Annotated in this window: 15 protein-coding genes; 8 read left to right on the top strand and 7 right to left on the bottom strand. The window is 51.0% G+C overall.

Annotation, left to right across the window (positions count from 1 at the left end; all coding sequences use genetic code 11):
* Nucleotide 1: 1 nt before the first annotated feature.
* The 3 genes from P2H89_RS18140 to P2H89_RS18130 form a co-directional block, all read right to left on the bottom strand.
* Entirely contained in the window at nucleotides 2–1939 is a 1938-nt protein-coding gene (locus tag P2H89_RS18140) for a heparinase II/III family protein (protein WP_275829424.1), read from the bottom strand.
* Nucleotides 1940–2143: 204 nt separating this feature from the next.
* On the bottom strand, nucleotides 2144–3910 hold the full coding sequence (locus P2H89_RS18135) for a RagB/SusD family nutrient uptake outer membrane protein (RefSeq protein ID WP_275829422.1): 1767 nt from the start codon (nucleotides 3908–3910) through the stop codon (nucleotides 2144–2146).
* Nucleotides 3911–3930: 20 nt separating this feature from the next.
* Nucleotides 3931–7203 carry a TonB-dependent receptor gene (locus P2H89_RS18130; protein WP_275829420.1) on the bottom strand — a complete coding sequence of 1091 codons (3273 nt, stop codon included), beginning with the start codon at nucleotides 7201–7203 and terminating at the stop codon, nucleotides 3931–3933.
* A gap of 340 nt (nucleotides 7204–7543) precedes the next feature.
* On the opposite strand from P2H89_RS18130, the gene P2H89_RS18125 reads away from it, so the two are divergent.
* On the top strand, nucleotides 7544–11548 hold the full coding sequence (locus tag P2H89_RS18125; protein ID WP_275829418.1) for a hybrid sensor histidine kinase/response regulator transcription factor: 4005 nt from the start codon (nucleotides 7544–7546) through the stop codon (nucleotides 11546–11548).
* A 138-nt stretch (nucleotides 11549–11686) separates the two neighbouring features.
* Nucleotides 11687–12199, top strand: coding sequence for an isoprenylcysteine carboxylmethyltransferase family protein (locus P2H89_RS18120; RefSeq protein ID WP_275829416.1), 513 nt, complete (start codon nucleotides 11687–11689; stop codon nucleotides 12197–12199).
* A gap of 3 nt (nucleotides 12200–12202) precedes the next feature.
* Here the strand turns inward: P2H89_RS18120 and P2H89_RS18115 are convergent, their stop codons facing one another.
* Complete coding sequence (locus P2H89_RS18115; RefSeq protein WP_275829414.1) at nucleotides 12203–14389, bottom strand: alpha-galactosidase; 2187 nt, start codon at nucleotides 14387–14389, stop codon at nucleotides 12203–12205.
* A gap of 133 nt (nucleotides 14390–14522) precedes the next feature.
* Here P2H89_RS18115 and P2H89_RS18110 point away from each other — a divergent pair, with 133 nt between their 5' ends.
* On the top strand, nucleotides 14523–15113 hold the full coding sequence (locus P2H89_RS18110) for a DUF4202 domain-containing protein (RefSeq protein ID WP_275829412.1): 591 nt from the start codon (nucleotides 14523–14525) through the stop codon (nucleotides 15111–15113).
* A 26-nt stretch (nucleotides 15114–15139) separates the two neighbouring features.
* Here P2H89_RS18110 and P2H89_RS18105 read toward each other — a convergent pair whose 3' ends face one another.
* Nucleotides 15140–15727 (bottom strand): DUF6642 family protein, encoded by a 588-nt coding sequence (locus P2H89_RS18105; protein ID WP_275829410.1) that lies wholly within the window; start codon nucleotides 15725–15727, stop codon nucleotides 15140–15142.
* A 79-nt stretch (nucleotides 15728–15806) separates the two neighbouring features.
* Here P2H89_RS18105 and P2H89_RS18100 point away from each other — a divergent pair, with 79 nt between their 5' ends.
* The 3 genes from P2H89_RS18100 to P2H89_RS18090 all read left to right on the top strand — a co-directional run bounded on the left by P2H89_RS18100 (nucleotide 15807) and on the right by P2H89_RS18090 (nucleotide 18807).
* Entirely contained in the window at nucleotides 15807–16142 is a 336-nt protein-coding gene (locus P2H89_RS18100) for a hypothetical protein (protein ID WP_275829408.1), read from the top strand.
* 13 nt (nucleotides 16143–16155) lie between these two features.
* A complete protein-coding gene (locus P2H89_RS18095) occupies nucleotides 16156–17277 on the top strand; it encodes a hypothetical protein (protein ID WP_275829406.1) in 1122 nt (373 codons plus the stop codon).
* 120 nt (nucleotides 17278–17397) lie between these two features.
* Nucleotides 17398–18807 carry a DUF6055 domain-containing protein gene (locus P2H89_RS18090; RefSeq protein WP_275829404.1) on the top strand — a complete coding sequence of 470 codons (1410 nt, stop codon included), beginning with the start codon at nucleotides 17398–17400 and terminating at the stop codon, nucleotides 18805–18807.
* Between the two features lie 200 nt (nucleotides 18808–19007).
* On the opposite strand, the gene P2H89_RS18085 is transcribed toward P2H89_RS18090, so the two are convergent.
* The gene (locus P2H89_RS18085) at nucleotides 19008–19781 is read right to left on the bottom strand and encodes a LytTR family DNA-binding domain-containing protein (RefSeq protein ID WP_275829402.1); all 774 of its coding nucleotides are present in this window, start codon (nucleotides 19779–19781) and stop codon (nucleotides 19008–19010) included.
* Nucleotides 19778–22765 (bottom strand): two-component regulator propeller domain-containing protein, encoded by a 2988-nt coding sequence (locus P2H89_RS18080; RefSeq protein WP_275829399.1) that lies wholly within the window; start codon nucleotides 22763–22765, stop codon nucleotides 19778–19780. Before P2H89_RS18080 ends, P2H89_RS18085 begins: the two co-directional genes overlap by 4 nt.
* Before the next feature lie 357 nt (nucleotides 22766–23122).
* On the opposite strand from P2H89_RS18080, the gene P2H89_RS18075 reads away from it, so the two are divergent.
* On the top strand, nucleotides 23123–24064 hold the full coding sequence (locus P2H89_RS18075; protein ID WP_275829397.1) for a hypothetical protein: 942 nt from the start codon (nucleotides 23123–23125) through the stop codon (nucleotides 24062–24064).
* Nucleotides 24065–24076: 12 nt separating this feature from the next.
* Entirely contained in the window at nucleotides 24077–25036 is a 960-nt protein-coding gene (locus P2H89_RS18070; protein ID WP_275829394.1) for a T9SS type A sorting domain-containing protein, read from the top strand.
* Nucleotides 25037–25049 lie beyond the last annotated feature (13 nt).

The raw sequence follows: 25049 nt of genomic DNA, 5'->3' as shown, positions 1-25049 counted from the left end.
TTTACTTGTTAGGAATTTGGTTTCGGGTAAACACAAAACGATAACGCCCTTTCAGCGATTGCTTTTTAGCAGTGAGCGACAACCGGTACAACTCATTGCCCCATACCCTTGACAGGCGCACATCCGTTTGCGGGATCGTTTCTACGGTAGCGTTAAAAAGGCTGGCATCGTATTGCAACTGGATGGCTGTGCCATTTTTAATCAACACCACGGAACCTGCCTTCGATACATCCGGTCTGGCCCAGGTCATAAAGTTTACCTGGTTGGCCTGCTTTTGCGCGCTTAGTTCAAACACATCCTCCAACACCAGCGCCTGAGGTTGCAGGGTGTAATACCGCATCCAGCTTTTCACGGCTGCATTTTGCTGATAAGCGCCGGCTATATTGAGACTGAACTTATTCTTATTTGCATCGAACGCCACATTGGACGCCTTATACTGCGCTCCGAATGGCTGCGACTCACCATTTATCATTGGTAGGTTATGGTAATTACTTTGCATTGTCCAGATCGTATAACGGTCGTTGCTGAAGGTTTGCTTGCTGTAGGTACCCACCCCTACATCGATGATCACCGGCAGCGTATCCACATAAAGAGAGAAAGAACCTACATCGTTGTGATTATGGCTTTCGTTATTGAAACCACCCTTCGCCGCAAAGAAGAATCCATTACTGTTCTTCATATAACAGAACTGAGTTTCGGGATACCAGGTAAAGGCATTGACAGGTAATGCAGGTGAAGCAGACAATACTTCGCGATAAGTGGTCAGGTTCTCGATCGTGCGAAAGAAATCGCGGACGGCATTGACAGTATAGCTCCCTTTATTCGCCGCAGCAAGATAGGCAGCAAAAGCTTGCATATCGCGGCTTTGCACAGCCTTACCATAACGATAGATAACGCCGGGCTCCCCGCCCCCTTTCGCAGAAGCATCTGCAAAATTGACCACCCAACCGTTCCCTACATAACTACGCGCAATATAATCCCCCATGCTTTTGATCATGGGTTCCTGGAAGATGCTGAGCTGCCCCCGGCTGGCATTGCTCAACAGCTGAAGATAGTCGTACAACTTACCCGCAGCATGGCCCCAGTACGACGGTCCTTCTTCGCAAGCCCCGTCTTCATGGGTATAATTGATGAACTCATCCACACTCTGCATAGTACGATAAACCGCAGCAGCCAGCTTGTCTTTATCTTCTTCCAATAGTAAAAAGCAGGCAAGCACATTCGAATTGCACCAGGGATTCCAGTTATTGACCATCATGCCTGGTTTATAATTGAGCGCCTGCCACCAGTAGTCGCTGCGGGCCATATAAGGTACCAGTATACGATTCGTGATCTCCTGTTTCAAACGTGCAGCGATAACAGGATTTACTTTATCAAACTCCTGGCGAAAAAAATACCAGGTCCAGGAAAGAAAAGACCCTAAGTCGCCCGAAGTAAGATCTATGATCTCTTCCCGGTAATCCGGCAAGTTTCTTTTGTTCTTCTGAGCAGTAAGATGGGCCGATAGCGCCCACGACGACATATCGCAGGTTTGCCACAAGCCATTGATGATCTGATCGAGGAAGCGTCCCTTGCCTTCTGCCAGTTCTGCAAACACCAGGTTACTCAGGGCTACATTATTGTCCTGGAAGGGCGTTTCCATGGCGAGCCGGCTGCCTGTACGCTCATAAGCGAGATAATCTGTTGCCTTTACTACTTTCCAATTGTAGTTTAAAGCAGCTTCTCCGTCCTTGATCAAAGCCGCTTTTAGCGGGCCGGTTAGCATATCCCACCCCTTGCGATCGGTATAGGCCGGGTATTTTACCCAGGCAGCCGCGGGCACCAAACTAGCTTTCACCTGCGCCAGCGAGGCTTTCTTTTGCAACAGGTTGCGCGGCTCATGAGAAAAGGCTGCCAGGCAGGCCAGCAGAACAGGTAACAGGAACAGTTTTTTCATCATATAAACAATCATTATAGGGCCACTAAAATAAACCTATCTATGCACAAGTCGAAGAGCACCCGCCGGCCCCCTAAATAAAGGCCCTCAATCTTAATCGCCTATTAATGCTGCAACAAAAAGCGAAGGAAAAAGCACCCGTTCCCCCCGGAACAGGTGCTTATGTCTAACATATCTGCTGCTTATGGAGCTATTTAAAACGGCCGGTTATTGCGGCCATCCGTCATTTTGTTTCAAAGCAGGGTTACGCTCGATCTCTGCCGCAGGGATCGCCCACGTGTAGAGATAATCGCCGCCCCAGGTGTAAGGCACAGTACTTTGTCCCCACACCTGCTGCACACCACTGCCGGTTTTGAAGGTGCTGCTCTTCCAGCTCTTCCAACGCAGTTCATCAAAATAATTGATGCCTTCGTTGGGGAACTCCACACGACGCTCGTTGCGGATGCGCTCGGTCATCTCTGTTTGACCGGCCACGAAAGTTCCTTTTGTATTATCAGCCTGCTGCAAAGCTGGCATATTAACCCTTGCACGCACTTCATTCACTTTGGCGATAGCGCCGGGTACATCACCCTGTTCATTCAAGGCTTCTGCCCACATCAGCAACACATCCGCATAACGGATCAATGGCTGATCGATAGGACCAAAGCTGCGGTCGAGCAATTCATTATTATTCTCCCCCACAAACTTGCGGTAGAGATAATAGAAGAAAGCTTGCGTATCGGTACGGTAGTCGAGTGTAGGTGAATTCTCCGAACGGTAAGGGAAACGGCTGATCACCGTTTGGTTGATGGCCGTGCCACCCAATACTCCATTGAAAGTAGAATACGGCGTGATCACGTTCGCCGCCAGGCGCGGATCGCGGTTCTCATACGCGGCCTTGATGCGCGCTTCGTTACCCACGGGGAGATATTGGCTCATGTCGGCACCGCGGCCGGCTGCTGCTGTTTTCTCGGCAGCAGAGAGGTTATCACGCAGGAAGAATACCTGACGAGCTTCCGGCTTCATCGCAGAATAACCAGGCAACACATCATCCCAGTTGAACTTGCTGCCATCGGCCTTCTCATACAGGTCGACCAGGTTGGGCGATACGAGATACGTGTTCCAGTTGAAACCAAAGGAAGAGCGGCCACCGCAATAGAACTGCGTCGTGGAACCGAGGTTGGCTACCGCGATATTCTGCAAGGAGAAGATCATCTCCGGCGCTCTTTCATTCGCTTCTTTGAACAACTGCGTATAATTACCAAACAACGTATAACCCTGTTTCTTTACCGAATCGAAATCAACCGCCGCCTTGTTCCAATCCTTCATGTACATATACACTTTACCACGCAGGGCAAAAGCGGCACCGCGGGTCGCACGCCCGTTGTCGGAGCCGCTGGTATAGCGGCTGGGCAGTTCAGGTTCATTGATCGCATCGGTAAGGTCTTTCAACACCACATTCCATACTTCCGCCTCGGTAGAGCGGGCCTTGGTGAAGGCATCATAAGGTGTAGGCTCCAGGTAGATGGGCACCCCCTTCCACACCTGGTTCAACCGGAAATAATAGTACGCGCGCAGGAATTTGGATTCAGCGATAAAGCGTGCCTTGCGCGCAGCGCTCGAAGGCGATTTCGCCGGAATGTTCGCAATGGCATCATTGGCCCGGATCACGCCTTCATAGAAGTTTCGCCAGTTGCCGCTGAACAATCCATTACCAGGGGTAATGGTGCCCTGCATCATACCTTCTGCATCGCGTGTTTGCCCGCTGAAGGAAAAACGGTCGTACTGATAGATCTCCAGTCCGGAAGCGCCGCCCGATTGATAACCCAGGCGCAGCGCATTGTAAATACCATTCACACCCACCTCCGTGAGGTTATCGGTGGTCCACATATTTTCAGAAGCCAGCTGGTCGTAAGGAACTTTGTCCAGCAGATCCTTCTTACAGCTTGCCAGCGACAAGGCCAGCACAGCATTGACCCATATAAACTTTTTCATGTTCCAAAGCATTTTGATAGTTAGAAAGTAAGGTTCACACCAAAATTGAACTGCCGCATCGTGGGGTAACTCACACCACTGCCGATCTCAGGATCAAGGCCCGGGAAGGAAGTGATCATCAGCAGGTTTTCGCCGGAGAAATAAACACGCGCCCTTTGCAGGAATGCTTTTTTCATCCAGGTATCGGGAAGGTTGTAACCTACCTGCAGGTTCTTCAACTTGATCCAGCTGGCATTGTACAACCAGTAATCGCTCGCCACGCCCCGATTTTGGGGATCGCTTGCTTTCAAACGTGTATACTTCGCATTGATATTGGTGCGGGGATCATCGGGTGTAGCCGGATCATAGAAATAGTGATCGTTGGCATACAAGGTCGAGAACGCATTACCATTCGTAACGAATGAGTTGTTGTAGTTATCGGCATTCCAGTAGAACTTGTGTCCTGCAGCACCGGCCCAGATCATGGAGAAATCAAACTGGCGCCAGGTGAGCTCTGTATTGAAACCAAAGATAACCTTGGGCAAGGCAGAAGAACCGGCAAAATAACGATCGAAGGAGTTACCATAATCGCCATCACCATTCAGGTCGGCATACACGAGGTCGCCATACCAGATAGATGTTTTGCTCACACCATTGGCCGGGCGCAAAGGATGCCCTGCAGCGATCATGGCTTTGGCCCAGTCGAGATCGGCCTGTGTGCGGATCATACCATCACGCGGACCACCATTCACATTCACACTACCATCTGCATTCGTATAAGTGGCGCTGCCACGGTATACCTGGTACAGATAATATTCATCGATCTTGCGACCTTCTACCCTTCTTGTTTCACTACCGGTAGAAACGGCGCCCAGGTTGCTTTGGTAAACATTGTTACCGCCCGCATCTTTCACCCAGCCTTCCTGCAGTTTGCCTTTGAACTTCGTTACTTCATTCAAGTTGTAGGCAACGTTGCCAGCCACACTGAAGCTTACCTCACTGATCCTGCCACGATAGCCAAGGTTCAGTTCCACGCCTTTATTGGTTACTTCGGCACCATTCACCGTTGGAGCCGATGCAATACCAGCTGTTAACGGAATGGGCGGTACATTGAGGATATCGGACGTAATGCGCTTGTAGAAGTTCAGTTCGAAGAACAATTTATTGCCCCACAGCGAGCCTTCCACGCCAATATCGGTATTGGTAGAAGTTTCCCACTTCAGATCTGGGTTGGCATAGCTACCAACAGCCACACCACCTACCTGTACGTTGTTGAACGAATAGAGGCGGGTTACATAACCACTCTGCCAATCGTAGTTGCCGCTGGCATTGTTGCCCAGCTGTCCCCACGAAGCACGCAGCTTCAGGTTGCTGAGCCAGCCACGTGTATGCTCCATGAAATCCTCTTCCGAGATACGCCAGCCGGCAGATACTGAAGGGAACAGGCCCCAGCGTGTATCGGGCGAAAAGCGGGAAACGCCATCATAACGCAGGTTACCTTCCAACAGGTATTTGCCTTTGTAGGCATAGTTCACACGGCCAAACCAGGAACGGATGCCATAGTCCGACTCACCACCATTAATGGTAGTGGGTGTCAATACCGCACCAGGTGTGGTAAGATCATAATCGATCAAGCCGGTTTTGGTAGTGTTGAAATTGTAGACATTGTAATAAAGCTGGTTGTAACCTACCAGGCCACCGAGGTCGTGGTCGCCGATAGAAGTAGCATACCTCAATACGTTATCGAACGTGAGCTGGTAGTTCTTGTCGAAACTGTAATAGGTAGTGGCGTTGGCCAGGGAAGGCAAACCGGTCTTTAACTGATCAGTAGCAAAATCATACCGCAGGCTCACATCCGGATTGGTGTGGGAGTTGTATTCATTTTGCCTGATCTGGTAATTCACTTTGCTTTCAAAGGTGAGTCCCTTCATGATATGCGCTGTAGCATACAGGGTCGTATTGAAACGGGTCGTTTGGTCACCGCCTTCGGTGTTGTTCAGGAATGCGAGTATATTATTGGCAGTACCCGATTCACCAGGTGCCTGCGGAAATCCGTACCGGCCATTCCAGTAAGGAACAATGCCCGGGGTAGACTGGCGCAGGAAGTTGAAGGCGCTGGAAGTATTACCCATTTCAAAGTTCTGTACAGAACCAAAGGTCTGCGTACCCAGTGTCAGGAATTTATTCACTTTCGCATCGAGGTTGGCGCGGAACTGATAACGTTTGGTGCCCGAGTTTTCGATGGTACCCTTGTTATCGAGGTAGCCGATAGACACCAGGTATCCTACCCGATCGGTACCGCCATTGATGGAAATGCTATGGTTTTGCAGGAAGCGGTTGTTGAACAACTCAGCAGCCTGGTCAACATTGGGATAAGCGATAGAATTGGGAACACCGATCGCGTTGAGCTGGTTCGGGATCTTGCTGGCCGAATCCCAGGCATTGATGGTACCCACGGCAAAAGGCGCCGCCTGGCCCACATTGATATAGCCCTCATTCATCAAACGCATATGTTGTGCATAGTTCGAAACGAACTTGGGCATATTCATGGGCTGTGTCATCGACATATTGCCGCTGTAAGTAACGGTCATTCTATTCTTCAACCCTTTCTTGGTCGTGATCAGGATCACGCCATTGGCGGCCAGGGTACCGTAGATAGAAGCCGAAGCCGCGTCTTTCAATACGGTCACGCTTTCGATATCGAGCGGGTTCACCGCATCCATCACACCAATGATCCCATCCACTACGACGAGCGGAGAGTTGTTGCTGCTCATGGTGCCGGTACCGCGCACGCGGATGGTAGCACCATCGCCGCGTGGGTCGCCCGAGCCCTGCATTACCGATACACCCGGCATAAGGCCCGAAAGCGCGGAAGATACGTTCGTGATGGGCCGGTCGGCAATTTGCTTGGCCGATACAGTAGCTACTGCACCCGTCATGTTTGCGCGTTTCTGGGTGGCATACCCTACCACCACCACATCATTCATAGCGCCATTCTTGTTCTTTAAGGAAACGGAAATATTCGATTGCTGGCCTACCACGATTTCAGTGGCTTCAAAGCCAACCGCCGACAACATCAGCACATCACTGGCTGCTGCGTTCAGGGTATACTTACCCACTTCATCGGTGCTGCCACCAACTTTTGTATTCTTCAGGGAAACAGAAACACCGGGTATAGGCTTCCCGGCTTCATCCGTTACAACCACCGTAACGGGTTTGGATTGGGCCATCAACAAGGCAGGAAAAAGCAAGCTAACCAACAACCCCCACAAGTACCTTACCGGGAGCCTGGTGCAATCAGTTTTAAGCAGCATAACCAGTTGTTTTAATGATATGAAATGAACGAACTGATGCTGCACTGGGGCATAGCAGGTCAAACACCTTCAGGAGGCAGCATCGTTCTGATTGCAATATGGGCGGGGCAACAGCGAAGCGGGGGTGACTATCCTAAAAGAATGGGGGGAATATCTTAAACGGCCTGCAACAGCATGATTATCAATAAATACTTTTTGCTGGAATTTTAGCACGGGCGCAAGGAGCCATGACATTCCCCCCTAACTTTACAGTCCATCACATTGAGGTATGATTGGTGTATCTGCTTGTCGAACCGTATCAAGAACAACTTTCGGAGTGCTACTGCTCTGGTTGGCGTGTATGCCCGCCGCCAAGGCCCAGCAACTGGCCTTCAACCACCTGACCGTCGAGAACGGATTGCTGAGCAATTCAGTACTTTCCATCGCGCAGGATCAGCAGGGCTTCCTCTGGTTTGGTACGTCCATCGGCCTCACGCGCTACGATGGCGCCCGCTTCAAGATCTATAAATCGATCGGTAAAGACACGCAAAGCCTGTCTTCCAATAACATTACCACCCTTTACCGCGACGCACAGAACAACTTATGGATCGGCACCTCCGGCGGTCTCGATCGCTACGACCCCAAAACAGACGCCTTTGAGCGTATCTGGATCAATGGGAAAAGGATGGGTAATATATATAGTATCATCCAGGATAAACAACAGCGCCTTTGGATAGGCAGCACCCAGGGCTTGCACCTGCTTACCGACCCCGGCAAAAGAAACTTCCAATCCTTTTACCCTTCTGCCGATAGCAACAATAGCATTGCCGGCAACATCATCCGGGCTCTTCATGAAGACCACCAGGGACGCCTCTGGGTGGGCACCAACAATGGGCTCACGCGCCTGCAATGGATCAACGGGAAGATCAGTTGTACCAATTTCCATCATCAACCCGGCAACGCACAGAGCCTCAGCGCAGATTATATTACGACCATTGCAGAAGATGAAGCCCGGAACCTCTGGATCGGCACGCAGCATGACGGCATCAACCAGTATCTTCCCGCCACCAATACTTTCAAAACCTGGTCGCATGCTAACAACCAACCGGGTATTATCAATAACAACATCCGGATAATTCTGGCCACCAGTCGTGGCCAGCTATGGGTAGGCACCCAGGAAGGCCTCAGCATCATCGATCCCCATACCGGGGCCATCAGTTCCTATCAACAGGAAGCAGGCAATAAAAAAAGCCTGAGTCAGAATTCTATTTACAGCATCCTCGAAGATGCCAACGGCTCCATCTGGGTAGGCACTTATTTCGGGGGAGCCAACAGCACCTATTCGTACAGCACGCCCTTTCAAACCATCCAGAACAACCAGCACAGCGGCAGCCTCAGCAACAATGTGGTGAGCAGCATGGTGGAAGATCAGCTGCACAACCTGTGGATTGGTACCGAAGGCGGCGGCCTCAACTATTACGACCGCAACACGGGAACCTTCACGGCTTACAAGAACAATAGCCGCGAGGCGGGAAGCCTTGGCTCGAACCTCGTAAAAGTGGTTTACCTCGATAAGGACGGCAATCCCTGGTGCGGTACCCACGGCGGCGGCCTTAACGTGTACGACCGGCAACAACACAAGTTCATCCGGTACCTGTACAAGGAAAGCGACCCTAACTCACTTACCACCGAGATCACTTCCATCACAGAAGATGCCTTGGGTCGTTTGTGGATCGTGAGCCAGGCAGGCATATCCATCTATCAACGCAACGGCACACAACTGGTGGGTGATAACCTGCGCTCCACCGTATCGCCCCTGCCCGGCCAGGCAGCAAACGTATACACCGATAAGGCTGGCAATGTATGGATCGCCGGCGTACCCGGCCTCTATAAAATTACCGGCCAGCAAAGCGCGAAAATAGATTCTGTTCATTATATCAACTGCATCCGGGAGGACCGGGAAGGACGGATTTGGCTGGGACTCAGTTACAACGGACTGGCACAATACGATCCCCACCGCGGGGTATACGCCCAGTATGGCAAAAAATTATTACCAGCCAATACCAATGTCGTGGGTATCCTCGATGATGAGCAAGGCAATCTATGGTTGAGCAGCAATATGGGATTGATCAAATACAATCCATCGCAAAACACCGCGCAAACCTATACCATGAGCGATGGGCTCGCCGGCAATGAATTTAATTTCAATGCCTACCTCCGCGATAGCCGGGGTAATATGTATTTCGGCGGCTTCAATGGCATCACCCATTTCACGCCCGCCCGCGTAGAAACCAACCAATACACGGCACCGGTCATATTTACCGGCCTCAGGCTTTTCAACAATCCCGTCGCCATCAACGACGATAGCAGGATACTCAGCGAAAACATTGCACTTTCCCCTACCCTCACCTTTCGCTATAACCAGGATGTATTCACCATCGAATATGCCTTGCTGAACTATATCAAAAGCAGCAAGAATAAATACGCCTATCAACTCGAAGGGTTCGATAAGGGATGGAACGAGGTGACCACCAATGCGGCCACGTACACCAACTTGCCCGCAGGCACTTATACCTTTCGCGTAAAAGGCGCCAACAACGACGGTATCTGGAGCCAGCCTGCCAGCATCACCATCAAAGTATTGCCTCCCTTCTGGCTCACGTGGTGGGCGTTTTGTATTTACATCCTGGCACTGGCGGCATTACTATTCCTCGTGGTGCGCTACCTCTTCCTGCGTGCCTTATTGAAAAAGGAAGATGAACTGCACCAGGTAAAGCTCAACTTCTTCACCAACGTATCGCACGAAATACGTACCCACCTTACGCTGATCATGGCGCCCATCGAAAAGATGATCGACTACAAACACAACGATCCGTTTGTGCAGCAACAGCTGAGCCAGGTCAAGAACAACTCCAACCGCCTGCTGAAACTGGTGAGCGAACTGATGGACTTCCGCAAAGCCGAAACCAGCCACCTGCAATTGCATATTGCCCGCCACAACCTGGTACCCTTTCTGCAGGAGATCTATGTGAGCTTCCGCGAAATGTCGCTCGCCAAAGAGATCAATATGTCCTTTATCCATAACACGGAGGACATGCATCTCTACTTCGACCGCGAACAATTGGAGAAAGTATTCTTCAACCTGCTGGCCAATGCCTTCAAGTTCACCCCGGCAGGAGGTCGTATCATCCTCCTGGCCGAGCAAAAGGATAATATCGTTACCGTTACGGTTACCGACAACGGCCGCGGCATTGCTCCCGAATACATCGACAAGCTGTTCACGAATTTCTTCCAGGTGGCCGACCACGGCCAGCAAAATACCGGTTATGGTATCGGCCTCGCCCTCAGCAGGAATATCGTGGAATTACACAAGGGCACCATCAAAGTGGAGAGCGACCCGGCTACCCAGGGCCGGGAAGGCAAAACCGTATTCACCGTAACATTGCGGCAGGGCAACCTCCATTTGCAGGCAACCGACACCACGCAGCCCGTCACGACCGAACCAGGCTACGAAGTGCAGATCATCTCCACACAAAAGCCCGCCCTTCCTGCACAAGAGCCTGCACCGTTAAAGCCATTCACCCTGCTGATCGCAGAAGACAATGAGCAATTGCGCCAACTGATCAAAGACACTTTCATTGCAGAGTACAATATTCTCGAATATCCTGATGGCGCAGCGGCCTGGCATGCAGCCACCGAGCAAATACCGGACCTCATCATCAGTGATGTGATGATGCCGGAGATGGACGGTTTCACCTTATGCGAAAAACTGAAGACCGATGAACGCACCAGCCATATTCCTGTTATACTGCTCACGGCGAAGAGCACGCAGAGCGACCAGGTAAGCGGACTCGAAACGGGCGCCGACCTCTACCTCACCAAGCCCTTCAGCACCAAAGTGCTCCAGCTCAACGTACGCAACCTGCTCGCGGCGCGCGAAAAGATGCGGCAGAAGTTTTCGAGCCAGCTCAGTACACCGCCTGCTTCCGATGGCATAGCCACTGTTGCGGCTGTAAAGGATGTATTACCCAATACCATCGACCAGGAGTTCCTGCAAAAAATAATTGGCCTGGTAGAGGAGCATATGGATGATCCGGAATTTGGGGTTGAGATGCTCACCCGCAAAGTGGCGATGAGTGCGCCGGTATTGTATAAGAAGATCAAAGCGGTAACCGATATGTCGGTCAATGAGTTTGTGAAATCCATCCGCCTGCGCAAGGCGGCCGAACTGTTGGCCCAAAAGCAACTCACTGTATACGAAGTGGCATTCGCCGTGGGCTACAACGACCGTAAATACTTCAGCCGCGAGTTCAAGAAGCAATACGGCAAAACGCCCAGCGAGTATGCCGACGTAGAACCTGAATAACTGCCTGCCTCCTGAACATCAACGCCATTCATGCTGCGGTAGCAGCTATCCGTCCTGTATAAATGATTACCGGGCAAATCGGGCAACTGGCTGGGTACATTACTGCTACATTCGGGTGCCCTATTACAACCACCTCCCATGAACACCAGTCAACACAATACACAGGGCCGTGCCGGCAATGGCTCCTTGTTCTGGCGCAACCTGTTCTTCACCATCCTGCAACCCGGCATGGTTTGCGGATTTTTTCCCTGGCTTATCGCCCGGGAACAATACCGCACTGCACTCAACACTCCTCTTAGCGTCGACCAATATGCCGGCATCATCGTATTTATCGCAGGGGTTGCCATCACGCTGCATTGCATCACGCGCTTTGCACTCGATGGCCGAGGTACGTTGTCGCCCGCCGACCCTACCCGGCAACTGGTGATATCGGGCCTCTACAAATACTCGCGCAATCCTATGTACATTGGGGTGATGTTCACCCTTATCGGAGAATCTTTATTTACCCGGTCAACAGGCCTTTGGGCCTATAGCCTGTTCATCTTTACGGCCTTCAATATATTCATCATGGGATGGGAAGAACCCCGCCTCCGCAAGGATTTCGGATCCGCTTACGAGGATTATTGCCGTAAGGTGCGCAGATGGTTATGAGACCTACTCGATCGTAAACCAGGTATAACCATTAGCCGGAATGGTAACTGGCAGTGATATGGAATAATCACGCTGCAAAGCATAGCTCTTGATAGCACCACCCTTCTCCCGGAGCTTCGCCTGTGTCGTGAGACCGGCATAATACAGTGGCACTTTTACAGACCGTGTAATGGGATTGCTCAGCGGATTGAACAATAACAACATGCCTTTGGTCTTCAGTCCGGCGTTCACATGCAGCCAGCCATCCCAGTCGCGGCCATCGGCGCGGCGCAGGTGAAGGATATCGGCATTCAGGATATCCCGGTACTGCTTGTACCAGTCTATCACACCAGTCACCATCTTGCGCGTCTCTTCCGTATCGAACAAACGCGGGCCACGATAGCAGGCCTGCACACCGGCACCATAATATTGTATCATCAATTGTTCATAATCCTTCAGGTGTTCCGACAAGGGTTCCAGCACCGCTTCGGGACCACCACCCTGGTATTTGGTGAGCGGCACAAAACCCCATCCCATAGAAGGCGTTTTATCCCAGGTGCCATCAAATATATTCTGGCGGTTCAATACCATCTGCTGTTCGCGTGGCAGGGAGAAGTTTACCTCCCGGTAGCCAACAGCAATCTTATTGGAGCCGTCGAGAAAATACCAGTCGGGCGCGTTGATGTACACACCACGGGCATTACACCAGTGGTACAACTCCTTTTGCAGTTCCATTTGCCGCCACTGCGAATCATCCAGTCCGCGGTGGCCCGGGTGCATGGTAGAAGCGCATACATCACCGGGATAGGGACCATCGTTCTCAAAGAGGTCGAACCCGGTAGCGCTGATAAAGGTTTTCAACCTGGCAATATAACCCAGGCCCCAGGCGCTGCCGAGGCAGGGAGCATTGCCAAAGAACGCGCCGCCCGGTTTACCGGTGGCAGGGTCGATCACATCGGTAGCATCGTCGATGCGGCGGGAACTGAACAAAGAATAACTGCCGATGAATATCTTTTTGCTGTGCGCATAATCGGCCAGCTGTTTCCAGCGCTGGATATTGGCAACCGAGGTATCTTCCATATTGCAATGACTGCCAAAACTCAGGATGAGCGCTTCGTAGCCGGTGGCCGCACATTGGTCGATGGCGGTACGCACCTGTTCGTCGTTCTTGCTCACGAGGTGCATGAAGATGGGATTGGCCGTTACCCAGGGAGCTATGGTACGGTACATTTTGCGGATGGCCAGTCCTCGCCGTTCACGGTCGTAACTATCCATCAACAATTCATAAGATCTTACAGAGTTCAAGGTTTCACCCGCAGCCAGCTGCACACCGGGCGCCTTCGAAGGATATACTTCCAGCACACAGGGTGTTTCGTAATTGTAGTTGACCTGTGAGGTATAGGCAGGATCGGTTTTCCAGTGCAGGGTTTGATCGCTGATATCGTAGCGCATGGCGTTGTTGAACGCGTAATTGGTTTCCACATAAATACCGGCCGGCTTTTTCATTTGGGCCGGACTCCCCACTACCGCACTCTCCTCCTCTACCATACCGAGTATTTCATTCACCACGCGGTCCACCTTCACAGCCAGGGTGCCTTTGTTAACGACTGTTAGCGACTTACAAAGGAGGGGAATGCCATCGAACAGTTCATACGATACAAATACAGAAAGTCCGCGCAGGGCGTCGAGGTTTGACTGGTATTCAAAAACGAGTTGTTTACCCGCAGCTGGCCGGGATTGTCCGGTCCACATTGTCGAGCGCCAGGGCAATAACGGCTTTAGGTCGCGCACCTCGTGGCGTACATAATGGAAGCTGCTGTCTCCGGGCTTCAAGGCATCTACCCAATCGGGCCGCAGGTAGGCATTTTCGCGCTGACCATATAAGCCACCCACATTGTACTCCTTGCCATCGATGGTGAGCCTTGCCTCGGCCTTTACGGCCCGCAGTAATTGCTGACCGTTGACAAGGTTGCGGTAATCGATGCAGGCCACATCGGGAGCCAAACGAAACCGGCGTTCCACCAGGCCGTTGGTGAGCACGATGTCCTTGTTGTTATTATTGACAGACGCTTTCGCCGTAACGGGACGTACCAGCCAATCGGTTGATGGCAGTACACCACTTGCAGGCGACTGGGCGGTCGCAACGGCAGCGCTCATCGAAATAAATAGGATAAAGAATAGCAATCGTGGAAGGAGGCCAAAGTTGAGCATGGATGAAGTTTGAATCTACACCCACAAATTCCTTCTTTTTCGGCAGCCAGCCATCATCCGGCCCCAATTTGCGCAACCGGTTGAATCTTTTTATATAATAACTTTGGGCACGACATTATAAATCGCTGGTATTATGACAAAACTGGAACAGGCTTTTAATCTTTTTGATACCTATAACCAACAGGACCCTTCGGAGGTAATATGGAATGGACAGAATTATCCAGCTGAATATTTTTATGCCATTAAGTTGTATGAGTGGGTTAAAAAGCTTGACCCGGAAGCCAGTGAGTCGCTTTTACTCGCTTCCAGGTGCCAGCACATAGGACGATGGGAAATTGCCAGAAAAGCTTATCCAGAAGGGCGGGTGGGTTACCTGAGATGGCGAAACGACCTTTCGAAATTCCACGCGCAAAAAGCAGCAGAGATATTGCAGCAGCTTGGATATGAAATGGACATGATCGACCGGGTCAAAGAAATTGTATTGAAGAAGCAGCTTAAAACGAATACCGAAGTGCAAACAATGGAGAATGCACTTTGCCTGGTGTTTCTTGAATTCCAATACGATGACCTGATAAAAAAGCAGCCAGCCGAAAAGATGATAGACATACTGCAAAAAACATGGGCTAAAATGAGTGACTCCGGAAGACAGGTTGCCTTATCGCTCACTTATAGAGAGGCCGGTAAGACGCTATTGAACAAAGCCCTGGAAAGTGCCGGCTCATAGAGGTTAAGTTCTTTTACCAGCATCATTCATTTCTCGTAGATCATCTTAAACCCCAATTCCCGCGCCAGCTTACCATAATATTGTTTCACGTCTCTTTCCACCAGGTACATTTTCTGGTATTGCTGGCAAAACTGGAAGTAAAGCAGGTCGAGGAAGGTGCTGGGCATAAAATCGATCGTTTTCTCGTAACCCGAGATCGCGAGCGCCCCGGTGCGACGCATAAACTTGTTCAGGTCGCGCCGCATCACGTAAAAGGTTTCGCAACTGCCGAAATGGATGATCTTGTTGGCAGCCTTACCTTCCAGCATCTCCGCAATCTCTTCCAGCCGCATCGTCACCCGCTTGCCCACATGCAGGCGGCCCGCATTGCCATGAAAAGCAAGGTATAGAATGCTATACTGATTATACCGCTTGAGCGTACATTCTTTGATCAGGTTCTCAAACTCCTGCTTGGAGGAACATTGGCGATGGGTATGCAAAACATTCTTCTTGCTATAGGAATTGTGCTCCAGGAACTCCAGGGCGGTCTTGATGCTGCGGCGGTCGCGCAGGTCATTGGTCCAGTTGCCTTCAATACAAAAGATGTTCTTGTGTTTGGACTTGGCGATTTTCATGTGGTATTGATTGATCAGGAAATCGTTCAAAAATAATATTTAGTATCTTAGAATACAATAAATACCATCAACTAACCGCATGAAAAACACCCTTACAGTGTCAATTATGTCTTCGGACCCCGAAGACATACGGCAACTCCGGCAAACGGCCGGAAAATCGACCAGCGAAGTCCAGGTTGAAGAAGCCAGTATCGAAACACAGCCCGGCGTAGCAGAAACGATCAGCGTGCTTTCGCTCGTGATCTCCTTTGCCTCCGGCATTGGCTCGCAACTGGTGGCTTCCTGGATCTACGACCGGTTCAAATCAAAAAAAGAAAAGCCGGCCATAGAGATATACATCAATGGCGCCAAAGTTTCTACAGAAGCCGAGATCAAAGCGGCCATAGAAAAGGAAAGCAACCCTGCCACGCCATAAACAATTCCACACCTTGAATTGGAACACCCACTTTCGGATACAACAAAGCGGCGGGATCTTAGAAGAATCGGCGCTGCCCGAAATAGATGCCAATAATATCGAGGATGTAAAGACCCTCTTCAGCAAGCTGGTGCAAAGACTGCTGAACGATGAGCTCATAGACAACGCCGACGACATCGACCTCTTGCTCATCGATCAACAGGAGATAGCTGCCTTCGTGGTCAAAGGCAACCAGAAACATGCCATCTGCCTGAGCATAGGCACCATACGGGCTGTATGGAACCTCTTGTTACTGTCGCTGGCCGACAAAGAAACATTTCTCAATTACCCCGGCGATGACAAGGTGGATTATGAAGTAGCACAAAGATTTACCAAAGAACTCCTGACCGGCCCCTCCATCACCCCCTCTCTGCATTATCCCCACGACTTCGAACGGCCCAAAGTATACCAGAACATTACAGCAGAAAGGCTGGAAGCGGTAGGCCTGTTGTACAACGCCATCATCGACTATATCCTGCACCACGAGGCGATGCACATTACGCGGCAACACCCCTCCTATTTCAACGCGCTCAACAACGAAACATTCATTGATGAAACCACGATAAAGCAAAAAGCATTGCAGGTGTACCAGTTCTTTGAGATCGACGCCGACCTCGCAGCGCTTGGCTACAATATCACCAGCCATCCTGAGTTCAAAGAACCAGCGGCCATTACCGAATTTGAACGCAAGGATTTCTTTTTCTCGGAGTTGTTCTGCTATGTGCTGGTGCAGCAGCTGTTTGACCTCGATACGGCCAAAGAGATCAACAGCCAGTTAAAGGCCTGCCATCCACCGCCAGTATTCAGGGCCATGTTCTTCTCCAACCTGTTGCGGCAATATTTCCGTAAATATGCCATCATCGCCGAAGAAGACATATTCGACCAGCAGAACAAAGCATGGTACGAGTCGAGCCGCATTGCCGTGAAGCTGGGCTTTCCCGAAGGCAGGTGGCACGGCAGCCATATGAACGACGTTCCATTTGCATTGATCGACCAATGGGTCGACGAATTCAATGTCTTCCAGGAAATGATCGACATAGAAGACCAGGCAGAAAGTCTGCGCCAATTCAAAGCTTACCTGGATAAAGAACAATAGTAGTTGTCATCCATACACGTATTGACCATTGCTTTGTCGATTTTACCCAACAGGGTCAGCGGCGTACCGTCTACAGCCAAAGAAGCTAATTTTATAGCTGCCAAACAAAACACCCGCTTCATGACACGCACCAACACCATCCTGGCCTGCGCAGCAGCCCTGCCCCTGATACTAGCAGCAAGCTCCGGTAGCATCGACGACACGTCCTTCAGCCAATACCACGACAGTACGGCCAAAGCGCTGTACATACCGCCCAAAATTTACCGTATACCGGAAAACAACGACTATAACAGCAACGAAAGCGAATACAGTTATAAACGGATGGTACAATCCGACAATATCGCCATCTTCTGGAACAAGGAATTTGGAGACGATCCCACGATCAATGCCGACGCTACCAAACGCTTCAATCCCCAGGAATCGCTGAAAGAACTGGAACGCTTTTATGACTTCTATGTCAACCAGCTCAAACTGGTACAGAAAGGCAAGTCCATTTCCGACAAATACAAAGTGCTGCTGTATGTAATAGGCGGCACCGAAGGCACCGCCTTCGGCGGTGGTATCGAAAACAAAGTAGGCGGCTTGTGGACACCTGCCAAGCGCATGAACAAAGCGCCTTACGGCGCATTGGCCCACGAGTTGGGGCACTCCTTCCAGTTTCTCGCCTCCACCGACAATGGCCGCGGCCCACGCGGGGCTATCATGGAAATGTCGGCCCAGTACATGCTTTGGCAGGTATATCCCGAATGGATGACCTTCGAAAATTATCACCTGGTCGACTTCATGAAGAAAACGCACTATGCCTTTCTGCACCCTACCAATATGTACCACTCTCCCTATGTATTGGAGTATTGGTCCAACAAGCATGGTATAGAATTCTTCGGCAATCTCTGCCGCGCCACACAGGAGGGGGAAGATCCCGTAACTACCTACAAACGCATTACCAATCTAAACCAGGAACAGTTCAACGATGAGATGTTCGATGCCGTTCGCCGTTTCATCACCTGGGATATGCCACGCATCGAAAAAGTGGCCAGGCCCTATGCCAACCAGCATACCACGTCGCTGAAACCAACCACCGACGGCTGGTACCGCATCGACTCCCTGCGTTGTCCGCAGAACTATGGATACAATGGCATCAAACTGAAAGTGCCTGCAAAAGGCGGAAAGATCAAATTGAACTTCAAAGGACTTGCAGGAGCAGATGGATACAATAAAGTAAAGACCGATAAAGCGGGCTGGCGTTATGGTTTTGTGGCCTATCAAAAAGACGGCACGCGGGTATATGGAAAGATGGAGAAGGATGCCGAAGCTGCCACCAGCTTCAAAGTACCAAAAGACACGGAATACCTGTGGCTGGTCGTGAGCGGCGCGCCAACAGAACATTGGCCGGTATCGATGGGTCGCCCCGGAGGCCGCAACAACAACGGCGAAGCGCCCAAGCCCAATCCCGAAGAACAGTGGCCTTACCAAATCAAACTTACGGGCACCACGATCGACGATTCGGCGATCGCACCTGCTACAAAATAATCCGGATGAATGTAAGTTCCCGCTCTCTTATTGAGCGGGCTTTCTTTTTTGAGAGGCATCCACGACACTTTCATGCCGGCCACCGGTTAACCATACGCCCAACTGGTAGCCGGTTATAGAATAACCCGTCGCCCCAGCAGTAGGCGGTTCACCCGGCCAGCCATTACCCCGGTCACTCCTACTGTAAACCGGTAGCCGACCTAACTGGCCAGCCATTTCTTGAACACGGGCGTTTTATCCCTGCTGAGGTCGATCACAAACTTATGGTTAGGCTCTTTGAGTTTGATCAGCATCTTGGCATTCTCCATCGGCTTTACGGCAGCGATCGCATTGATGTTGATGATGTATTGCCGGTTGGCCCGGTAAAAGACCTGGGGGTCGAGCAGTTCCTCGATCTCGTCCAGCGTATTGAAATCCACCAGAAACCTTTCGCCGTTAAAAAGATAGAGGTAGTTTAATACTTCTTTCGTAAAGCACGCTACATCCTGCGTTAACACGGGCTTCCATTGGTTGCGCATATTCACCAGGAAACGTTGTTTATAAGCAGCCGCTATACTACCCGGGTTCAATAGTTGTTTCATCAGCTCGCCCATATCTGCCGGCACTCCTGCGTTCCTTGCAATGACCGATCTGCATTTGGCGATTGCTTTCTCCAGTTCAATATCTTCAATGGGCTTCAGCAGGTAATCGACCCCATTCACCTTAAAAGCGCGGATGGCATATTCATCATAGGCCGTAGTGAATACCACGGGACAACTGAGTTGCACATGTTCAAACAGGTCAAAACTTACCCCATCGCTCAACTGAATATCCATGAACAACAGATCAGGTGGTGGATTCGACTCAAACCATTTGAGCGCCGCCCTCAGGCTGGGCAGCATATCGATAACCTCGATATCCTTAGCGATCTTGCCAATCTTACTCTTTAGCAGCTGCCCGATGATCGCTTCGTCTTCTATGATTAACGCCCTCATATCAATGGTATTTTAATCGTATAACGCGTGGTCGATTCTTCAATGATCATTCTCTTTTTAGTCAGGTAACGATACAAGGACTGCAGGTTAGATAGTCCCTGTTTGTTCGAAGACTCGATCACCGTTTTCTTTTGGAGATTGTTCGTAATTACAAGATAGTCTCCCTCCCGGAAAATGTCCACCACCAGCGGCGATTCCGCGTCGATGACATTGTGCTTGATGGCGTTTTCCACCATGTTCTGCAAAGTTACCGGTACGATCTTGAAATACCGTGCGTCCTCGTCGTGCTTGATATTGACCTCCAGACCATTCCGGAACCGTGTTTGCTGCAAATCGATATACACCTGCACAAAATTGATCTCCTCATGAAGCGTCACCAGTTCACTATCCCGGCTCTTGAGAATATACCGGTAGATCTTCGACATCTGCTTGAGGAAATTGCCTGCCATCGCCTGGTCGGTTTCGATGAGACCGGAAAGCGAGGTCAGCGAATTGAACAGAAAATGGGGATTCAACTGCTGCTTCAGGCTTTCGTACATGGCCAGCGCCTTCTCCTTTTCCAGTAACTGGGCTTTTCCTTTTAATTCCAGCACCTCTTTTTGCTGATGCATCCGGTACCGGTATACACCATACACCAGGGCCGATGACGACAGCAACATCAGCAACAGGAACCACCCCGTTTTGTAAAATACCGTATCGACATGGATGGGCAGCAGTTGCTCCCCGCCTGTCCAATGGTCGCGGTCGCTCGAAGCCTTTACGCGGAACACATAATCACCACCCGGCACCCGGCTGAACTCGGCAAAACGATTGCGCGTATAGGTCCACTCCTCGTCGAGCCCATCCAGTTTATAGGCATACCAGGTGCCATCTGCATTCTCGAAATTGATGGCCGTAAAACCCACCCGGAACATATTTTGATCCTGCCCCAAGGAGAAACCCACATCACTAAAAGGAAGTGCTGGTTGATCGGGCATGCCAAACGAAGTAATGAAGGCATTCAGGGACTTCTGCTCGCTGACGAAATCGAGAGGATTGAAGCGGACATAGCCGTTCTGCGTGGGCATAATGATCTCCCCATTACGCAGTGTGGTGCCGGAATGCTCCGGCATTTCGATAGAAGGTAACCCATGCTGCAGTCCGAAGGAAGTAAAATAACGCCGGCTGCTGTCCAACATCATCAGCCCACTGCCCGTGCCGATCCACAGCCGGTTCAGGGCATCTACTTCCAGCGCCGAAATACTGTTATTTACTAGGCCGTTGGAGTGATTGAAATTCCGGATAGTCAAATTGGTTGGTTCGATGGCCGACAATCCATGGAAGGTGCTGATCCAAACCACGCCATCCCGGTCTTCTTTAATATCGACAATGATGTTGCCGCTGATACCGGGCTCTTTACCCGTGGAGGCCATCCAATGGTACGAATTGCCCGAACGGGGGTCGTACATACCAAGGCCTTCACTGTTAAAACCCAGCCAATAGCGGCCCCGGCTATCCTGCATCAACTTACGCCCGCCATAACCGGCAAAGCGGTTCAGACCGGGAAAGGACGCTATGCTGTGAAACTTCTTTTCGCGGAAGTCGTAATAATAGAAGCCATCCCTGTCGCGCGTGCCAAACCAAAACCGGCCTTCACGGTCACGGTCGAGTGAAAAGTAAAAGACGGCGGGGATACTGTCTGCCTCCTCAAAAAACTCCATCTTACCCGTCGATTGGTTATACCGGTTGATCCCCGCACCGGTAGCGATCCAGACATTATTATCTTCATCGCACAACACACCCCGGATTGAATTGTAGTAGATCGCCGGCGCTTTCCCTTCCCGGTTATTCCATTCCGTATATTTTCCTTGCCGCGGGTCGAACCGCACTACCCCATCGAGTGTACCCAGCCATAGATTGCCCTGGCGGTCCTCTGTCGCTACACGCGCAATACGTCGGTTGAGTTTATCAGGGTCTTTATCGAAAGCAGGAATGATATGAAACAGGTTCTTGTCGGGGTTTACATAGTTCACCCCATTATTGCCACCGATCCACAGCATACCTTCCCGGTCGCAGAAGATGAAATGGTGCAGGTAGGTGGAAGGCGACCATATTTTCTGTGGATCGTGATTGAAGCGTTCAAAACCGCCGGTTGCGTCATTATAGAGTAGCAGACCGTCCAATTGAGTAGCCAGCCATATACGCCCCTTGCTATCGGCTTTCAGATCGGCGAAATTGAAAATGGTTTGATCGCCCGAAGGCACTTGCGCATCGAACACGGTAAATTGACTGAGGTCTGCCGAAAGCCGCACGAGACGCGCCGCGCCTATACCTGCCACCCAGATCTGGCCGCCTGCGCCGGCCTGCACTTTGGCAACCCGCATCTCCGCCAGCGGTCCTGTGAGCACCCGTTCCAGCTTTTCTGTTTTCCAATCAAACCGAAGCAGCCCCGCGCGGCTGCCGATATACAATACATTACCCTGGCGCAATAAGGAATTCAGCCGCATGCCCAACAAGGTATCGCGACCCTTATTATAGAAACTGGCCTGCTTCTTATTCGGGTTATAGGCTACCAGACCGCTGTGCGTGGCGAGCAGTACCAGGTCTTTATCGATCACGGCCATATCGGCCACCCAATAACCTTCCAGCGCCTTAATACGGCGGAAGCGATCGGCTGAAGCATCGTACTCCAGCAGGCCGCTCTCATGGCCTGCCAGGAACCTGCCGGCACTGTCGACCACCATGCTGCGCACCACCGAAGGCGGGATGGTCGTGCTATCTCCGGCAACATGTGCATAGGTCTTTACTTCGTAGCCATCGAAACGGTTGAGGCCCGAGAGCGACGAGAACCAAAGGAAACCACGGGCATCCTGGCCGATGGCTTCAATATGGCCATTGCTGAGGCCGTCGGCTACCGTCAGCTTCCGGAAGGAAAGCCGCGACGACTGGGCATCTGCCCCGAAAAAACACGCCAAATACAGGAATAGGGAATAGAGCCTTCGCATAGTGCCTCAAATATATCACTACCACGCAGATGGAAAAATATGGAAAGGTAAACCCGCTAAAAATAAATTGAAACGTCGAAATAAGCATTTAAAAGGTAGATGCCCCAAACGCCTCTATTTGATAAATCCGGATAGCTTCCCGGACCATTGAAAAATACTGCCAATTGCCCGGTAGCCGCTACGAAAAACAGAGCCCGCCATTACCCCTTCCACTCTTCTACGCCTCGTTGGCTTTTTTCTACAAATTAACCGGCCCAACCTACAACCATCAGCGATAAATTTTCAATAGCCCTCCCGGCTTTTCAATTTTGCCTCAACAAAAAACAAATGCCAATCATTAAACTCAACACAACGAATATGAAACAATTCTTTTTGCTGTTATTGCTTGCTACAGGTATTTCAACAGCCATTGCCCAGATGCCCAAAGCCATCAATTACCAGGCCGTTGCCCGCAATGCCCAGGGACAGGCACTCGTGAACCAGGCCATCAAAGTTCGTTTAAGCATTATCAGCAGTGCCAGCGGCAGCCCCACCCTCTACAGTGAAACCCGCAATGTTACAACCAATGCACTCGGCTTGTTCAATGTGCAGATCGGCGGACCGGGTGCGCAAGCCACCTCCGGCAGTTTTACCAACATCGACTGGGTTAGCAATTCCGTCGCAGCCAAAAGCCTTAAAGTAGAACTGGACATCAACAATACGGGCGCTTTCACCGATATGGGAAGCCAATCGCTGGCTACCGTCCCCTATTCCTTTGCAGCCGATCAGGCCGTAAATGCCCTAAAGATCAATGGAAATCCGGTCGCCGAATCAGCCCCTGATCCCGGCGATCTGTTAAGATGGAACGGATCAGCCTGGATATCTGCACCTTCTGCGGCAACCCACATCATTAGCCAAAATATAATCAACCAAACTCTGGTCGGCGGAAGCCTCGCGTTTCAATTTCTCGGCGCCACCAAAGAGATCACGCTCAAAGCCGGCCAGACCATTATCGCAACGTTTGCCGCTTCCATAGGAGCAACCGGCCCAATTAATAACCTCGGAATAAATCCGGCCTATCAAAATACCGCCGGCAGCAACATCATCGCTTTTAATGCTACCAACTACCACACCATTAACCTCAACGCTCGCACGCTTGTTGTAGCTCATGGAGCTTTACACGTGGTAACTTCCGGAGGCAATCCGGCTATTGGAACTATAGATGCCGGAACTTATCGCATAGGTCTTGGAATTCGCAACTTATCCGGACAAGCCTTAAATCAGAATGACGTGATCAATGGCACCATCACGATCCAATAAATCAACTCAATCATGGTCCCACTCAAACAATCCATAGCAGGGCTCTTCATGAGCCTTGCCTTTATGGCGCCATCGCAGGCGCAGCAAGTAAGTCCACAAACCATCGGCAGCGCAGGCACTTCACAACTGGCAGGCGGCATCCTGCTCGAAAGCAATGTTGGCGAACTCACGGTAGCCGCCCTCAGTACTACCGCATTTATGTACACACCCGGCTTCCTGCAGCCGGACAAAGGCACCACCAGTTCTATTCCGGCAATAAACGATGTAGTGCTCAACAGCGGCGCCGGCATCGACCTGGCTGGTACCTCGTTCAAAGCCGGCAATGCCATGATCGATTTTACGGTGGGTGAAGCAGTAAGTGTAACCCACCAGAACGCCACCACCATGCTTACCCAGGGCATCCTTCAGCCTATGAGCCAGCAACTGGCACTACCGGTTTCCGGACTCACCTTCACTGCCAAACGCATCAGCCCGGCGCTGGTACAGCTTAACTGGAAAACCATCAGCGAAGAAAGCAATGCCGGTTTCTTCATTGAAAGGAAGAACAACAATGAAGCCCAATTCCAGACCATCCGGTTTGCCCCCTCCAAATCGACCGGCGGCAACAGCAGCTTCTCCCTCGATTATGCGGCTACCGATACCAATAGCACTACCGGCAAAGCCTGGTACCGCATCCGGCAGGAAGATATCGATGGAAGGGCCACCTGGTCGGCCATACGGCTGGTGGAAGGGAATAGCACACAAAGCACTTCGCTCAAAGCCTACCCCGTACCGGCCATTGGCTATTTTAACGTACTGGCGGAAGGCATTGAACAGGATCAGCTACAAGTATTCGATCTCAACGGCAAGCTGCTGCAACAGCGCTCTATACAAGCAGGCGTCAGTCAACGCATCAGCAACCTGTTGCCCGGCACCTACATGATAAGGCTGACCGTTCATAAAGAATTGGTGGCAAAAGTGATAGTGCAATGAGTTTATCGTAAAT

The organism is Paraflavitalea sp. CAU 1676 (assembly GCF_029223285.1).
Taxonomy (GTDB): Bacteria; Bacteroidota; Bacteroidia; order Chitinophagales; family Chitinophagaceae; genus Paraflavitalea.
The sequence above is the reverse complement of the archived record's forward strand: the minus strand, read 5'-3'. Positions and strand labels throughout refer to the sequence as shown.

Excerpts from the sequence above, each read along its gene's own strand:
- P2H89_RS18105 (WP_275829410.1), bottom strand. The coding sequence starts at position 15,727 with ATGAAAATCGCCAAGTCCAAACACAAGAACATCTTTTGTATTGAAGGC.
- P2H89_RS18115 (WP_275829414.1), bottom strand. The coding sequence starts at position 14,389 with ATGCTCAACTTTGGCCTCCTTCCACGATTGCTATTCTTTATCCTATTT.
- P2H89_RS18080 (WP_275829399.1), bottom strand. The coding sequence starts at position 22,765 with ATGCGAAGGCTCTATTCCCTATTCCTGTATTTGGCGTGTTTTTTCGGG.
- P2H89_RS18140 (WP_275829424.1), bottom strand. The coding sequence starts at position 1,939 with ATGATGAAAAAACTGTTCCTGTTACCTGTTCTGCTGGCCTGCCTGGCA.
- P2H89_RS18100 (WP_275829408.1), top strand. The coding sequence starts at position 15,807 with ATGAAAAACACCCTTACAGTGTCAATTATGTCTTCGGACCCCGAAGAC.
- P2H89_RS18120 (WP_275829416.1), top strand. The coding sequence starts at position 11,687 with ATGAACACCAGTCAACACAATACACAGGGCCGTGCCGGCAATGGCTCC.
- P2H89_RS18075 (WP_275829397.1), top strand. The coding sequence starts at position 23,123 with ATGAAACAATTCTTTTTGCTGTTATTGCTTGCTACAGGTATTTCAACA.
- P2H89_RS18085 (WP_275829402.1), bottom strand. The coding sequence starts at position 19,781 with ATGAGGGCGTTAATCATAGAAGACGAAGCGATCATCGGGCAGCTGCTA.
- P2H89_RS18135 (WP_275829422.1), bottom strand. The coding sequence starts at position 3,910 with ATGAAAAAGTTTATATGGGTCAATGCTGTGCTGGCCTTGTCGCTGGCA.
- P2H89_RS18125 (WP_275829418.1), top strand. The coding sequence starts at position 7,544 with ATGCCCGCCGCCAAGGCCCAGCAACTGGCCTTCAACCACCTGACCGTC.
- P2H89_RS18090 (WP_275829404.1), top strand. The coding sequence starts at position 17,398 with ATGACACGCACCAACACCATCCTGGCCTGCGCAGCAGCCCTGCCCCTG.
- P2H89_RS18130 (WP_275829420.1), bottom strand. The coding sequence starts at position 7,203 with ATGCTGCTTAAAACTGATTGCACCAGGCTCCCGGTAAGGTACTTGTGG.
- P2H89_RS18070 (WP_275829394.1), top strand. The coding sequence starts at position 24,077 with ATGGTCCCACTCAAACAATCCATAGCAGGGCTCTTCATGAGCCTTGCC.
- P2H89_RS18110 (WP_275829412.1), top strand. The coding sequence starts at position 14,523 with ATGACAAAACTGGAACAGGCTTTTAATCTTTTTGATACCTATAACCAA.